General features: G+C 39.1%; 13 protein-coding genes and 1 pseudogene. 7 read left to right on the top strand and 7 right to left on the bottom strand.

Annotated elements, in window-relative coordinates; genetic code table 11:
- The 3 genes and pseudogenes from ACFE93_RS11395 to ACFE93_RS11385 form a co-directional block, all read left to right on the top strand.
- Window positions 1–240: pseudogene (locus ACFE93_RS11395) on the top strand (VCBS repeat-containing protein); the annotation flags it as partial.
- Window positions 241–625: 385 nt separating this feature from the next.
- Entirely contained in the window at window positions 626–1777 is a 1152-nt protein-coding gene (locus ACFE93_RS11390; protein WP_375473391.1) for a protein kinase, read from the top strand.
- A 101-nt stretch (window positions 1778–1878) separates the two neighbouring features.
- A complete protein-coding gene (locus ACFE93_RS11385; RefSeq protein ID WP_375473390.1) occupies window positions 1879–2142 on the top strand; it encodes a hypothetical protein in 264 nt (87 codons plus the stop codon).
- A 215-nt stretch (window positions 2143–2357) separates the two neighbouring features.
- Here ACFE93_RS11385 and gndA read toward each other — a convergent pair whose 3' ends face one another.
- On the bottom strand, window positions 2358–3842 hold the full coding sequence (gene gndA, locus ACFE93_RS11380) for an NADP-dependent phosphogluconate dehydrogenase (protein ID WP_375473389.1): 1485 nt from the start codon (window positions 3840–3842) through the stop codon (window positions 2358–2360).
- A gap of 215 nt (window positions 3843–4057) precedes the next feature.
- Here gndA and ACFE93_RS11375 point away from each other — a divergent pair, with 215 nt between their 5' ends.
- Window positions 4058–4795, top strand: a complete 738-nt coding sequence (locus ACFE93_RS11375; RefSeq protein WP_375473388.1) for a Ycf66 family protein — start codon at window positions 4058–4060, stop codon at window positions 4793–4795.
- Window positions 4796–4848: 53 nt separating this feature from the next.
- On the opposite strand, the gene ACFE93_RS11370 is transcribed toward ACFE93_RS11375, so the two are convergent.
- Both ACFE93_RS11370 and ACFE93_RS11365 read right to left on the bottom strand, forming a co-directional pair.
- A complete protein-coding gene (locus ACFE93_RS11370; protein WP_375473387.1) occupies window positions 4849–5268 on the bottom strand; it encodes a hypothetical protein in 420 nt (139 codons plus the stop codon).
- Window positions 5261–5479: a hypothetical protein gene (locus ACFE93_RS11365; RefSeq protein ID WP_375473386.1), complete on the bottom strand. Its 219-nt coding sequence runs from the start codon at window positions 5477–5479 to the stop codon at window positions 5261–5263. The genes ACFE93_RS11370 and ACFE93_RS11365 overlap by 8 nt, the downstream gene beginning before the upstream one ends.
- 79 nt (window positions 5480–5558) lie before the next feature.
- Between ACFE93_RS11365 and ACFE93_RS11360 the strand changes: the two genes are divergently transcribed.
- On the top strand, window positions 5559–5825 hold the full coding sequence (locus tag ACFE93_RS11360; RefSeq protein WP_375473385.1) for a type II toxin-antitoxin system ParD family antitoxin: 267 nt from the start codon (window positions 5559–5561) through the stop codon (window positions 5823–5825).
- Window positions 5825–6127 (top strand): type II toxin-antitoxin system RelE/ParE family toxin, encoded by a 303-nt coding sequence (locus tag ACFE93_RS11355; RefSeq protein WP_375473384.1) that lies wholly within the window; start codon window positions 5825–5827, stop codon window positions 6125–6127. Before ACFE93_RS11360 ends, ACFE93_RS11355 begins: the two co-directional genes overlap by 1 nt.
- Here the strand turns inward: ACFE93_RS11355 and ACFE93_RS11350 are convergent.
- The 4 genes from ACFE93_RS11350 to ACFE93_RS11335 form a co-directional block, all read right to left on the bottom strand.
- The gene (locus ACFE93_RS11350; RefSeq protein ID WP_375473383.1) at window positions 6121–6282 is read right to left on the bottom strand and encodes a hypothetical protein; all 162 of its coding nucleotides are present in this window, start codon (window positions 6280–6282) and stop codon (window positions 6121–6123) included. The two genes, ACFE93_RS11355 and ACFE93_RS11350, sit on opposite strands and share 7 nt — an antisense overlap.
- A gap of 89 nt (window positions 6283–6371) precedes the next feature.
- Window positions 6372–8609 carry a DEAD/DEAH box helicase family protein gene (locus ACFE93_RS11345; protein ID WP_375473382.1) on the bottom strand — a complete coding sequence of 746 codons (2238 nt, stop codon included), beginning with the start codon at window positions 8607–8609 and terminating at the stop codon, window positions 6372–6374.
- 507 nt (window positions 8610–9116) lie between these two features.
- Window positions 9117–10142, bottom strand: coding sequence for a GGDEF domain-containing protein (locus ACFE93_RS11340; RefSeq protein WP_375473381.1), 1026 nt, complete (start codon window positions 10140–10142; stop codon window positions 9117–9119).
- A 905-nt stretch (window positions 10143–11047) separates the two neighbouring features.
- Window positions 11048–11278, bottom strand: coding sequence for a heavy-metal-associated domain-containing protein (locus ACFE93_RS11335; protein WP_375473380.1), 231 nt, complete (start codon window positions 11276–11278; stop codon window positions 11048–11050).
- Window positions 11279–11550: 272 nt separating this feature from the next.
- Between ACFE93_RS11335 and alaS the strand changes: the two genes are divergently transcribed.
- The coding region (gene alaS / locus ACFE93_RS11330; RefSeq protein ID WP_375473379.1) for an alanine--tRNA ligase at window positions 11551–12837 on the top strand (1287 nt) is incomplete at its 3' end.

Below are 12837 nucleotides of genomic sequence, written 5' to 3'. Positions count from 1 at the left end.
ATTTGGGAAATGAATGGCTTCTCTGTGCAAAGCAACAACTTGATTACCCAGGTAGCCGATCAAGACTGGCAGATTGCAGGTACAGCCGACTTCAACGGCGACGGCAAATCTGATATCCTCTGGCGCAACAAGGCAACCGGGCAGAATACCATCTGGGGGATGAATGGCTTCTCTGTGCAAAGCAACAACTTGATTACCCAGGTAGGCGATCAAAACTGGCAGATTGTAGGTAGAGCTTGACTTCAACGGCGACAGCGAACCTGATATTGTGCTTTTACCCGCTAGAACACCGATTCAGTAATCAGAATTAAGTAGGGCTTGCTGAATAAAAGTGTAATCTAGTCCAAATAAGGGGTTGAAGCTTTTTTCTACCAAAAAAGTGCAAGGCTATAATCTCTATCTCAAAACCCTTGCACTTTCCATTTAATTTTTGTTTTCGGAGAGTGACAAAAGTGGGATAGTGTACTATGATTCATATTTTTAGATTCTTTTAGTTAATCGTTCCTTCACCCGCTTTCACCCCTTCTGTGTGACACAAATCTAAAATTTAAAATCCAAAATCTATTGATTACACCCTTTTGCCTGGGACAGGAGAAAATATAGAGATATAAGAGCGATCGCCTATATGAGCTACTGCCTTAATCCTCATTGTCCCAAGCCTGAAAATCCTGATGATGTCAAGTTTTGCTGGACTTGTGGTACCAAGTTACTCCTCAAAGAACGTTACCGTGCTATCAAACCAATCGGACAAGGTGGTTTTGGCAAAACCTTCTTAGCTGTGGATGAGGATAAACCCTCAAAACCACGCTGCGTAATTAAGCAATTTTATCCCCAATCCCAAGGCACTAACACCCTTGCCAAAGCCGTAGAGTTATTTAACCAAGAAGCAGTGCAATTAGATGAATTGGGCAAGCATCCCCAAATTCCCGAACTACTGGCATATTTTACCCAAGAAAATCGGCAGTATCTCGTACAAGAATTTATCGACGGGCAAAACTTAGCCCAGGAATTGGCCCATAAAGGTGCTTTTAGTGAAACACAAATTTGGCAACTATTAAACGATTTATTGTCAGTTTTGCAATTTTGTCACGCCAAACACGTAATTCACCGCGATATTAAGCCAGAAAATATTATTCGTGAGAGCGATGCCCAAGGCAAACTAGTATTAGTAGATTTTGGTGCTGCTAAATCTGCTACTGGCGCTGCCTTAAATAAAACCGGTACTAGTATTGGTAGTCCAGAATATGTTGCTCCCGAACAAATGAGAGGTAGGGCTATTTTCGCCAGCGATATTTATAGTTTGGGTGCGACTTGTATTAATTTATTAACAGTGCGATCGCCCTTCGATTCTTATGATACCAACAACGATACTTGGGTATGGCAGCAATACTTACAAACTCCCGTCAGTAATCAGCTGAGTCGCATTCTCAACAAGATGCTAGAAAGTATCCCGATTAGGCGTTATCAAACAGTAGACGAAATTCTCAAAGACTTAAATCAACAACCGAAAGTAGCAGCTACGCCAGTGAGATCGCCAAAACCTATTCTTCAATCACCACAAAATTCTCCACCTACTTTTGTATCGAAATCTCCTAGTCAAATCGATCAAGAATTAGAGGAAATGAAAACCCAATTTTTGGGTGGCAACAAACCTCAACCAAATAAAATACAACCACCAAATCCCATATCTCAGCCTATTAGTAAAAGCAAAATAGATGAAGAATTAGAAGAATTAAAAGCTAAATATCTTGGAAAGAATAATGTGCCAAATCAATGATAAAACCAAATATCAAAAGTCTCTGTTAGCACCAAAAATTTTAAAGTGTGTAGGTTAGGTTGAGGAACGAAACCCAACATTTACTGAGCTTAAATAAATACTTGCCAGTAGCATCAAAGCCAGCGATAGCAATAAAAGCTATCCATCAATCACCACCAAATTCTCTACCTGCTTTTGTATCGGAATCTCCTAGTAAAATTGAGAAAGAATTAAAAGAAATGAAAACCCAATTTATGGGTAACAGCAAACCTCAACAAAATAAAATACAGTTACCAAACCCTGCACCTCAGCCTTCTAGTAAAAGTAAAATAAATGAAGAATTAGAAGAATTAAAAGCCAAATATCTTGGTAAAAACAACTCTTAAGATTAAGGTAGTGAGAAGAACATAAGCTGTTATACATCTAAAAAAGCACATTTATGCAGCAAAGGACAAAGGAACAAGAGAGAAAGATTGATGCCTTTTCTCTAAAATAAAAAATATACAAGTAAAATGTGTATTAGCTTAACAATTAACAGTGATAACTGAACAAAAAAAGTGGCTCTTACAGAGCCACTTTCAAATTTACAATTTAAGACTCTCTAATTTGTAGGTGTAGTTGGTTCTGTAGCTTGCAGCTCTCTTGGTGTAGAAGTTTGCACTGATGCTTCAGAAATCGGTGTCCATTCGGTGTGGAAGGCTCCGGGCTTATCAAGTCGCTCGTAGGTGTGCGCTCCGAAGTAGTCGCGTTGGGCTTGAGTGAGGTTTTGGGGCAAGCGATCGCGTCGATAGCTGTCAAAATAATCTAATGACGCACTGAATGCTGGCACTGGAATTCCCAGTCTTGCTGATGTTACCAACACTTCACGCCAAGCTGTTTGTCTATCGAGAATTGTCTGCTTGAATTCCGGAGCTAATAGCAGGTTAGGTGGCGCTGGATTTTCGTTAAATGCGTTCTTAATCTTATTCAAAAATCCAGCACGAATAATACAGCCACCCTTCCAAATCCGCGCCAATTCACCTAAATGCAAGTTATAGTTGTAGGTTTTTGAAGCTGTAGCTAACAGTGCCATGCCCTGAGCGTAAGAACAGATTTTCGAGCAATACAGAGCATCTCGCACCATATTGATAAAAGCTTTGGTATCTCCCTCATACTTGCCAGAAGGACCTGTAAGTATCTTGGATGCTACTACCCGCTCTTTTTTGAAGGAAGACATAATCCGGGCGTTCACCGCTGCAATCATTGTCGGTACAGAAACACCCAAATCCATTGCAGTTTGTACTGTCCAGCGTCCGGTTCCCTTTTGCCCTGCAGCATCAACAATCAAATCGACTAAGGGTAGATTTGTTTCTGAGTCAATGTAGGGGAAAATCTTTGCTGTAATTTCAATCAAAAACGAATTGAGTTCGTCGGTAGTGTTCCACTCGGCAAAAACTTCGTGTAGCTGATTATGGTCTAGTCCAGCAACATTTTTCAACAAGTCGTAGGCTTCAGCAATCAGCTGCATATCGCCGTACTCAATGCCGTTGTGTACCATTTTGACGTAGTGACCGGCGCCACCAGGACCGCAATAGGTTACGCAAGGACCATCGTCAACTTGGGCAGCAATTTTATTAAAAATTGGTGATAGATACTCGTAGGAGCTTTCTGTACCTCCTGGCATGAGTGAAGGCCCATTTAGCGCACCTTCTTCACCACCGCTGACACCCATTCCGATAAACCGAAGTTTAGCCGGTTCTAATTCTTGAGTGCGTCGTTCTGTATCTTCAAACCAAGAGTTACCACCGTCGATAATGATATCGCCTTCATCTAGCAAAGGTCGGAGTTGAGAAATCACCGCATCTACTGGCTTACCAGCTTGCACCATCACTAGAATTTTACGGGGACGTTCCAATGCGGCAACGAATTCTTCTAGGGTAAAGGCGGCTTTGACGTTCCGTCCTGGCGCACGCTGCGCCATAAACGCATCCGTTTTTTCTCGGGAGCGGTTGTAAACTGCAATTGGGAAGCCATTGCGCTCCACGTTTAGAGCGATGTTCTCACCCATAACGGCTAATCCAATCACACCAAAGCTTTGTAGTGTCATAAAAAATTTCTGGCTAACTCTTGCAGATCCTTTTACCTTAAGGGTAGTCCGATATTTTCCCTTCTTCCCTAAAGAAGACCTTAAGACTTGAATAAAGGGCAAAAATCCACAACTAACATGGATAATTAATTTTAAATTGTATCTAAATCAACAATTTACTTGCAAAATTTGCAAAATTGAAATAATCAAAGGACGCAGTAAGGAGTAACCAAATAATGCTGGCATTTGTCCTAGCTTTGGTAGTGGGTCTTGGTAGTTTAGCCATTTATATAGCAGCTTTCTTTTTTCCAGAAATCCACCGCAAGAATGACTTTATTTGGAGTGGCGTAGGATTGTTCTATGCTTTAGTCTTATGGGTGTTTGCACCACGCATTACTGGAGGTTTGTTGCTGGGTCATGTGGCTAGTGTGGCTCTTTTGGTCTGGTTTGGCTGGCAAACTCTATCATTACGTCGGCAATTGACCCCACAGGCACAACAAATCCAAGTACCCAGTGCTGAGACGGTAAAAACTGGCATTCAAGAACAGGTAAATAAGTTGTCCCTTCAGGAACGGCTGGGCCAATTGCAAAAAGGTCTGGGTAGCACCTTCAGTGGTGCGAAAGACAAGGTGCAACAGACTGTGAGTAAAAAGACACCCACAACCCCTAAACCTGAAGATATTACCTCTGTACTGTCAGAGAAACCTGCTATTGAGATTATCGACAAAACTACTCCCATATTAGAACCACCAGCAGAGGAGACAGTTACTACTGACACCGAAGCAAAAACCGAGAGTGTACCGGAAGCGATTCCTCCACATCCCCCATCTCCTGAATTGCTGGAAGCAGCGCAACCAGATTTTGAAATTGAAGATAAGCAACCGATTCTCGTAGAAGACATTGCGCCGGATGCGGCACTCGCTCCCCCAGCAGAAACGCCACCTGAGCAAATACCACCTAATCAAGGTAGTTGAATTCTGTGAAACCCACCATTAACCTAATATGATGTTAGGTTTCACTATTTCCATCAGACTATTTTAGGGCTAATTTCAAACGCTAATTCAGAACGATAGAAGCACACATCAAACCCTAAAAAGAAATTCATGTGTCCTAAAATCAATGGGGCGTTTCTATCTCTTGTCCAAGCAAAAGCTAGCTCTACTGCCGGAAATTGTTCAACATTCGCCATCAACACCAATGCCCTCGCCTCAAACCTAGCCAAATTACCACCCAATGGAACAGAGAGTCTTTGACGTTCCCAAACTGCTCCCAGCCTTAACCCGATTTCGTAGGGCAATACGTTGACAGTAGAACCAGTATCTAGCAAGCCTGATACACTTACAGAGCGATTTTCATAAGTGAGAATTAGCGGTAGATAAGGCAGCGTACTTAATGCACCGAGTTCTGGGTTTACCTCAGTAAATGCAAATCTAACTTTATCAACCATGTGTTGCCGCTTTTTCTTCTGCTAATGCCTTCGCTAAAACAGCAGCAGCTTCAAAAGAATCATATAAGCCAAGACTAGCTACTTTGTTCTCAGCATCCAATGGAACTAAACTTGATTCCTTCAACAATTCAGCTGCCAGGAAATGCATTAGTAAGAGTTTATCAGTGTGGGATAATTCTTTAACTAGCGGTATGAGTTCGGTAAGAAGCATAAGTTAAGGCTTTAATGAATTTAGATAAATTTTAAAGCATAGTTTAGGGAATGCTCTTAACTGACTAGGGATAAAAATTATGAACATCCAACTTAAAGCGGAATACGAGCAATTTATACAAACCCGAATTGCTACAGGTAGATATGAAAATGCTGAAGATGTGATTGTTAAAGCATTGAAACTCCTGGAAGAATGGGAGAAGGGTTATCAGGAATGGGAAGAAGAAACCCACAAGAAAATAGCTGTTGGGCTTGCTTCTATCGAACGTGGAGACGTAATAGATGGTGAAGTGGTGATGGCGCGACTGTCAGAAAAATTACGCAAAGCGCGTGAGACTCAAGGATAATGGAATATTTTATTGCCAAAGAAGCAAGCCAAGATTTAGATGAAATTTTGGATTATTTTCTAGTTCGCAATATCAACGCAGGGGAAAGATTTATTCAAGGATTTAATAAGAAGTGCCAAAACATAACTCAATTCCCGAATATAGGACGAAGCTACGCCAATTTTGATCCAAGCCTTAGAGGAATACCCTTAGATGGCTACATTATTTTTTATCGAGTTTTTGAAGATAGTGTTGTGATTGTGCGGGTAATTAGCGGTTATCGGGATTTAAAATCTATATTTACAGATGTGGACAATCAATAGATTTTTGAGTTGTCCAATTTATACTGTTTCTCTTTTGGCAGAATATATTCTTGCAAAATCTGCACAGTATATGTTTCAACAGAAAGCCCTTGCTGTTTAGCTTGTTGTGCAAGATACTGTTCTAATTCTGGTGGCAAGTTCAGGGTTAGGGTCATAAGTCTCTTTTGAGTGACACCATACATTTTAAACCTGCCAAACCAGAAAGATTTAGATTACTTACGGATATAAATATATCCCTCAAAGACTATCGTCTTATATTCTCTCTACGAGTTTTCTCTACATGGGCTTTACGTGTCAGCAATTGCAGATTATCTATGGTAGTTAAACCACCCTCAGACATAGGTTTAATGTGATCAATTTGAAAATCTCTCCGCATCTGAGTTTTAACTTTACTGTCTGCACAAGTTATAAATCCTTTTGCATCTGTTTGCTTGGCGAATACAGCATTTTTAATTTTTCTGTATTCAACAATATCTCGCTCTTTTATTTCATATAAAGTTAATTTCTCTATTGGTACAGTGTCAGGGACTACAGTTGGTCTTGATACTACAACATTAGGGTATACCCCTTCAATTTTAAGAGTTTCAATGTCTAACTGCTGCCTGAAATATAGCTTGTTGTCACTAAATAAAACTTGCCAAAAAGACGTTTCATCATTCCAGAGAGAATTGATATAATCAGACTTTGCTTGACCACCTAATGAATGTTCGTAGATATGTCTTGCTACGATAGATAAATCACATTTCCTCCTCTCGCTGAAGGCTAGAAAATCTGGTATTTGTTCATTGTGAGCATAGAAACGTAAGATATTTTTTACATCTTCATCTCTATAACCAAGTAAAGTTTGATAATTAGGAAAATAAATTTGCTTTGCAGTTTGTAAAAGGTATTGAAGTTCTGCCTCGGTCAATATTTCCCTGTCTTGTAAATCAATACTTTGAAATATAATTTTCAAATCCTGTACAAAGTTGTCGTATGCCTCTTCTGTGTCGTCATATAACAACACATCATAGTTGGTAGGTTTAGGTTCATATCCTTCAGACGGTTCAAGAATGGAAAAACGATAAATTCCAAGAGGAACTCTCTTTAAAAACTCTAGTTCTTCGACACAGGTAGTATCAATTGAATCATCCATGATACGAGCGAATTCTTCGATCATCTCAATAGATATCAGCCGAGCCGTTCTATTACTTGATAAAATGTCTTTTTCAGGAAATTCTGCACCGTCTTGTTCATGAAGCTTTTTCGGGTTAATCCAGTTAATTTTGTTTTCCCATTCATCAATAAAACTAACTACATAGGCTTTTTCTGTCCCACCTGCTTTTTGCCCACGCAAAGCTCGACCAATCATCTGTGTCATTAGTATTGTGGATGTAGTAGGTCGTGTGAGAAAAACAGTTTGTACATTAGGTAAATCCGTTCCTTCAGTTAAAATTTCCACATTTATCAATACCTCAAGCTCTCCATTTCTAAATTTTTGTATTTTTTCTTTATTGTCCTTTACAGCGACTTTGGCACCTGTAGTTAAATCTTGAACTGCTGCTACAATAAAATCAGAATTAATTCCTTTATCCTTAAAGACTTTGTTCAATGCAACTGCGTGTATAACATCGATAGCAAAGACTAGAAGAGGTTTATATCTTTCTCTATTTTTAATATAATAAGCAACAATTTGATTGTTACGTTTACTATTTTCAGCAATTCTTTTAGCTATATCTTGTGGGAGTCTGTCAAAATTTTCAATCGCCTTGATTTCTTGGGAGGTCAATTTTTGATTAATTTGTATCTTCGTTTCTAGGTTTTCAAATATTGGTTCAGCAAGAATTCCCCTAGCAACTAGATTTCTCAGGTGTTCTGAAAAGATAATATCATTTGGAAAAACTAACTTTAGCAAACTCTTCTCACTCTCATCTGTTCGGAAAGGAGTAGCTGTTAGCCCTAGCATTTGAAAGCCGTTATTATGACCTCGCGTCTTTAGATCATCTTTGACAGCATTAATTAATTTACGATAAGTCTTAGCTGTTGCATGATGCGCTTCATCTACAACCAAAAGAACTTCGTGTAAGTGACCAACCCAGTTTTTCAACAAGTGATCAAGCCCACTGTTTAGACTATCTTTACTGGCAATGATGATGTCATCAGTCTTTTCAATGTTTACAGGTCGATCGTGTTTAGGATGACCTGAGATAATGCGGTATCTAAATCCTGATACATTGCTCAATAATGATGAATAAGCACTAAGTTGAAGTGTCTCAAGTGCTTGGTCAAGTAATTCATGGCGATGAGCAATCCATAGAACCTTTTTCTTGTTGTTAATAAAATTACGTAGTAGCCAGTGAACTGCTGTTAACGTTTTTCCGCCACCCGTGGGTAGAACTAGCAAGCCTTCAAAGGCATTCTTATTAGTTTTATTCAGTCCTTTGATTGCTTCGTTCTGGTGGGAGTATAGCTGTTTGGGAGCCTCACCCCAGGGCAAACGCATCTAAATTACTCTTGATCACAACCAAGGTTAAGAACCAACGAAAAAATCAGCATTTATCGTTTGGTTTAGTTTCCCAAGCTCAAAGTGATCGCTTCAACCTGTGTCAATAAGCAACAATTAATGCGACTATTTGGGAGCTTATTGAAAATACAATCCTTTTGTTGACATGATGCGGCCGCCCTGAGCCTCACCCCTTTTAACTTCTATCCAACCTGCGTATGTAACTTGAACGGTATTCATAATAAGTAAGATCCTAGAAAGACTGGTTTTAGGGGAGAGCCTGGAACTCTTCTTGCTCAACGGATTGGAGCAATCCATTACCCTAATTTTCAGTATTCCCAAACAGATAGTGCCGTCTAACTAATACCAGGATATTTATATAGAATTAAATATATTAATAAATACTTTAATTTAAGCGATCGCACTTTTGAAAGTACGATTAGTATCCAAATAAATTGGGAATCTAAGCCGTTCATGACTCAATGTCTGATTAGACTCTCCTCACTTTCACGAAGAAACAGCTTTCAAATGTGAGCCATGATGAGATAAGTAGTTCGAGTTAATAACTCGATTACGCCCAGAAGTTTTAGCCTGTAATAGGCATTGATCGGCACGATATAGCAGACTCTCTCCTTTCTCATCATCCTCAGCTTGCAGAGAGGCTGTACCCAAACTAATGGTGACATTAATTGTTAGTTTATTGTTGAGTGCAAATGGTTCGTCGCTGACTACGCGATTCAGACGACGGGCTACTAATAGTGCTTCATCATCGGTAGTGTTAGCTAGAAGAATTACAAATTCTTCACCACCATAGCGGAATGCTGTATCTTGACAACGCAGATTGTGGCGCAAACGTTGGCATAATACTTGCAAAATGCGATCGCCTACTAAATGCCCATGATTATCGTTAACTTTCTTGAAATGATCTACATCCAGAATAATCAAGCTCAGGGAAGTTTTTTGAGTCCTGGCTCTTTGAATTTGTCTGGGTAAGTCCCATTCTAAAGCACGACGATTATTTAATTCTGTCAACGAATCTGCTAAGGCGATCGCAGATAACATATCATTTGTCCGAATCAAATCTCGGTATTTTTGTGCTTTTCGCAAACCAACTGTCAATTGAGCAAGTATTAGTCCATGATTGGCAGTCAACTCTGTCAAGCTATAGTCTGTTTTTTCTTCAATAAGATGCCAAATATATGCATCGGCTCCTTGCTTTAGAGCCGCAGCACTCATTTCCAATTCCCTATGCCAACCTTTATTTCGCTCAGTAAGCTGCTGGGAACGATCCTCGAAAAGAATACAATATATCCACGATAGTTTTGTCTGATCTTTAAACCAACCGCAGAGTTCCATACTGCCATCTAGGCTAGCTTGCACCAGGATTATATCGGGGGGTGTTGTTTTAATCCGCGACACTGCTTGATCCAAATTGTCTATAACTTCTACACTAAAAGCAGTCGCATAACGGATCTGATCTGGAAGTGTGGCGATAAAATTATTTTTTCCAAAGATCAGAATAGAAATATTCATTGCTTTATTTTTTATCCTATTTAAATTTTAAATAAATTCACTTGGGTAATTACTGCTCTTGTCGTCTAATACTAAATATGATGTTATAAGCTAAATTATATTTTTTTACATCTTGTTTTTTGAGCATCGATTAGATAGTTAAATTCCAAATTTAATCTCATTTTAAGACTTTATATTTACTACTAATTTACTACTATCGTTTCGGAAATATTCATTTCTAAAAACTAATGTCTTCTTTACAGTTTATTTTTAAAACAGTAAAAATACTGAATATTATTTAAATGTATAAAACCTATTGTGGTGGTTTCTTAAGTACTATTTCCATGATGGAATTACCAAAATAAATAGTTTGTAATAACCATTGCATTAGGTAGACAAAATTATTCCCAATTAGAAAAACAAAGAAAATATAAAGTTTATTGATTGAATTATCAAATCCGAAATTTTATTATGCAATTAAAAATATTATTTCCCATAAAAACTTTTAGCCTTTTTATTTATAAGCTAGGCTTAGAGCAAATCTTAAGAAAAGTGTTTAAAATATATATAAAATACACAGCAAAACTACCTAATGCTATGTACAGTATTTTTTTGGAGCTTACCTACCATCTAAATAAAGACAGAAGTTGTCGGGTAAAAATTTATAATCTAAGTAAAATTTAACCAAAAAAAACAATGCGTTAGCAGGAGAAATAAAATATTTATACCGACATTTTATTTAGATTTGCCTATTTACTTAATTCACGTCTTTTTTATTTGCTGTAACAGCATAAATTCTGAAAACAAAGCTAAATAAAAAAATTATGTCAAAACCTGCCACTGATTTGGGGAAGTTATTTCTATTCCGGCCTTCTACAGGCGGAAAATATAAAAAAATTTGTTAGCGTCGCCTAAGATATTAAAGTCTAAACTTCTTCTGTGAAAGCTGGAATCCCTCGATAACCTTCTACAGCGTAACCACCAGCAACAATTACCTGTTTGATTGACTCCTCAGAAGCTTCGGACTCCACCGTGACAGTTTTAGCGTTAATATTAACATCCACTTTGGCCTCAGGTTCCATAACGTGGATAGACTCAGTAATTATTTCTGCACATCCCTCACAAGCAATATTTGATACTTTCAGTTTTAGTGCCATTTGTTACCTCAATATGGGAATTTTAAAGTATTTCTTAATGATTAATTTTAAGCATCGAAATGCTATGTCTACAACGGGCTACGCCTATGCACATCCTGCCAAAGTCAGATAGTAGCGTAAAAGCATCCTATTAACTGCATATATATAACCCAATGGCAGAATTCGCTGGCAGTAATATGAAACAAAATGCAAGAATATATAAAGCTATTTATGAAAATACACCTACCTAGTGCCGCTACGCCTAAGTCTAAAGTCTAAAGTTAAAAACACCTATGTCTTCAAATCCCCAGTACCTAAGCGGTAACGAAATTCGCAACATATTTCTCGACTTCTTTGCTCAACGGGAACACCAAATTCTCCCAAGTGCCTCCCTCGTGCCAGAAGACCCAACCGTGCTGCTGACGATCGCGGGGATGCTACCATTTAAGCCAATATTCTTAGGGCAGCGCACACCAGAATTTAAGCGGGCTACAACTTCACAAAAGTGTATCCGTACCAACGACATCGAAAACGTTGGACGCACTAAACGGCATCACACCTTTTTTGAGATGCTGGGCAATTTCAGCTTTGGTGATTATTTTAAAGAACAAGCGATCGCTTGGGGTTGGGAAATCTCGACACAAGTCTTTGGCTTTTCTCCCCAAAATCTCGTCGTCAGCGTTTTTAAAGATGATGATGAAGCCTTTGGAATTTGGCGCGATCGAATCGGTGTGCCGGTAGCGAGAATTAAGCGCTTGGGTGAAGATGATAACTTTTGGGTATCTGGGCCGACTGGCCCTTGTGGTCCTTGTTCCGAAATTTATTATGACTTCCACCCTGAACGCGGTGACGAAAATATAGATTTAGAAGACGATTCCCGGTTCATCGAGTTTTACAACCTCGTCTTCATGCAATATAACCGGGATGCTGACGGGAATTTAACGCCACTGCAAAACAAGAACATCGACACCGGCATGGGTTTGGAGAGAATGGCGCAAATCCTCCAAAAAGTACCCAATAACTACGAAACTGACCTGATTTTCCCAATTATCCAAACAGCTGCCGAAATTGCTGGCATTGACTACCACAGCAGCGATGAAAAAACCAAAGTTTCTCTGAAAGTCATTGGCGATCATGTTCGTTCTGTTGTCCACATGATTGCTGATGAAATTCGCGCTTCCAATGTGGGAAGAGGTTATGTACTGCGGCGGTTAATTCGCCGCGTGGTGCGTCATGGTCGATTAATTGGGATTTCTGGCGAATTTACTACCCAAGTTGCTGAAACTGCGATCGCTCTTTCCGAATCAGCTTACCCCAATGTGCGCCAACGAGAAGCAGCAATTAAAGCTGAGTTGCAACGAGAAGAATCCAATTTCCTCAGAACTCTGGATAGAGGCGAAAAACTGCTAGAAGAAATTATAAATCATCCATCTTCAATACAAGATGAGCAGTATCGTCCATCTTCTTCACCAGAACCAAAAGTTTCTGGTTTGCCAGAACAAAAAATTTCTGGTTTGCCAGAACAAAACGTTCCTGGTTTGCCAGAATTAAACGTTCCTGGTTTGCCAGAATTAAACGTT

The sequence above is a fragment of the uncultured Nostoc sp. genome (assembly GCF_964247315.1).
Taxonomy (GTDB): domain Bacteria; phylum Cyanobacteriota; class Cyanobacteriia; order Cyanobacteriales; family Nostocaceae; genus Nostoc.
Note: the sequence above shows the minus strand (reverse complement) of the source record. Positions and strands in the feature narration are given on the sequence as shown.

Coding starts and splice junctions, on each gene's coding strand:
- ACFE93_RS11390 (WP_375473391.1), top strand. CDS start 626: ATGAGCTACTGCCTTAATCCTCATTGTCCCAAGCCTGAAAATCCTGAT.
- gndA (WP_375473389.1), bottom strand. CDS start 3,842: ATGACACTACAAAGCTTTGGTGTGATTGGATTAGCCGTTATGGGTGAG.
- ACFE93_RS11375 (WP_375473388.1), top strand. CDS start 4,058: ATGCTGGCATTTGTCCTAGCTTTGGTAGTGGGTCTTGGTAGTTTAGCC.
- ACFE93_RS11370 (WP_375473387.1), bottom strand. CDS start 5,268: ATGGTTGATAAAGTTAGATTTGCATTTACTGAGGTAAACCCAGAACTC.
- ACFE93_RS11365 (WP_375473386.1), bottom strand. CDS start 5,479: ATGCTTCTTACCGAACTCATACCGCTAGTTAAAGAATTATCCCACACT.
- ACFE93_RS11360 (WP_375473385.1), top strand. CDS start 5,559: ATGAACATCCAACTTAAAGCGGAATACGAGCAATTTATACAAACCCGA.
- ACFE93_RS11355 (WP_375473384.1), top strand. CDS start 5,825: ATGGAATATTTTATTGCCAAAGAAGCAAGCCAAGATTTAGATGAAATT.
- ACFE93_RS11350 (WP_375473383.1), bottom strand. CDS start 6,282: ATGACCCTAACCCTGAACTTGCCACCAGAATTAGAACAGTATCTTGCA.
- ACFE93_RS11345 (WP_375473382.1), bottom strand. CDS start 8,609: ATGCGTTTGCCCTGGGGTGAGGCTCCCAAACAGCTATACTCCCACCAG.
- ACFE93_RS11340 (WP_375473381.1), bottom strand. CDS start 10,142: ATGAATATTTCTATTCTGATCTTTGGAAAAAATAATTTTATCGCCACA.
- ACFE93_RS11335 (WP_375473380.1), bottom strand. CDS start 11,278: ATGGCACTAAAACTGAAAGTATCAAATATTGCTTGTGAGGGATGTGCA.